The sequence below is a fragment of the Virgibacillus halodenitrificans JCM 12304 genome (assembly GCF_001310895.1).
GTDB lineage: Bacteria > Bacillota > Bacilli > Bacillales > Amphibacillaceae > Virgibacillus_Q > Virgibacillus_Q halodenitrificans.
This window is the reverse complement of record NZ_BAZS01000072.1, coordinates 1-1,388: the sequence shown is the minus strand read 5'-3', so window position 1 is coordinate 1,388 and position 1,388 is coordinate 1. Positions and strand designations below refer to the sequence as shown.

Here is a 1,388-nt window from a genome sequence, read left to right as displayed (position 1 = left end):
GGTTCTAAGTCAAATGTTGGGGTGAGCGTATGCTCACTCCTTATTTATGCAACACGGATATTCAGATGTTTATATTGATGATGTAATAACACTCTTGCACGGAAGCGATCAAATCGCTTATAACCAAATGCGTTCCGTTTTAATACTTTTGTTTGATTATTAATCCCCTCAATATAACCATTATGCAGGTTAAAACCAAAACTGTTCATAATTTGTTTTTGCCAATTCTGAAGGGTTTCTATTGCCTTCTCAAACTCTTTCACGCCTGACGTTCTTACCAGTTCGTAAAACTCATATAGATGAGCCTTCGTCGCTTCTAAATCAGTTGTGGCGTTCCACTTGGCAGTCTTAAACCATAATTGGTAGGCTTCTTTTAATTGATAAGCTCTTTCCAAATAAGCTGATTTATCCAAGTAACGTTGTAAATACCAGTGCTGCTTATCTGTTAAATCTTCCGGATGTTTATTAAAAACATGCTTCATTCGTTTACACTTTTTACGATCATAATCATCAAAGGCGTTCTGTTCCTGGCGTCTTACTCTTTCTAAAGCCCAATAAATGTAACGCGTGAAATGAAAACGATCGGCAACTACAATTGGGTTATTTAGGGCCTGGTCTACTGCTGCCTTAAAGGAGGGACTCATGTCCATCACCACAATAGTGACCTTCGCGCCGTGCTTATGCAGGTATTCCTTCACCGTTTCCTTTTTACGGTCCGGGAGAATCTCCAATGGTTTATGATTAATGGGATCCGCAATAATCGTTTGATACTTTTCACCGCCCGCGTCCCCTTTATACTCATCAATGGATATAACTTCCGGCAATTCTCTTGTTTCTTCCAACATGGGCGCGGCAATGGCATCAAATCGGCGCATCACCGTGGTTGGAGAGGTATCAAATCGTTGGGCCATATCTTTAAAGTTCTTCCCATGAACCAGTTCCATGGCAAGCGCTTGGCTGAACTCTTTAGAATATCGTTGATAACGCTCTACAAAGGAATTATCCTCATAGAAACGTTTGCCGCAACCTCCCCTACACACATATCTTCTTTTTCGATAAAAAACATGTGCCCGTCTTCCGAATATACGGGTGTGCTGGATCTTCTGTGCCCGATAATCATGAACACTCGTGGTGTACGCGGCACATTGAGGACACCTGTGGGCTTCTATTTCTTTCTCCACAAATAAGCGATAAACGCCATCTATTTCTTCTGTATGTTGAACCGTAAACTCTTCAAATCCTGGTAAATTAATGGTAGAATTCAATTACACGCATCTCCTTTTTGTTTGGTTGTTTGAACTGCACCCAGTGTAACAAACAAGGAGCTTGCGTGCTTTTTATTTATATTCAGAAGATTATCCTTACCCCAACAAATATTTTAGAGCCTT

At 40.6% G+C, this 1,388-nt stretch carries 1 protein-coding gene; it reads right to left on the bottom strand.

The window, feature by feature from the left end:
• Positions 1-44 precede the first annotated feature (44 nt).
• On the bottom strand, positions 45-1,265 hold the full coding sequence (locus tag JCM12304_RS18800; RefSeq protein ID WP_060681996.1) for an ISL3 family transposase: 1,221 nt from the start codon (positions 1,263-1,265) through the stop codon (positions 45-47).
• Positions 1,266-1,388 lie beyond the last annotated feature (123 nt).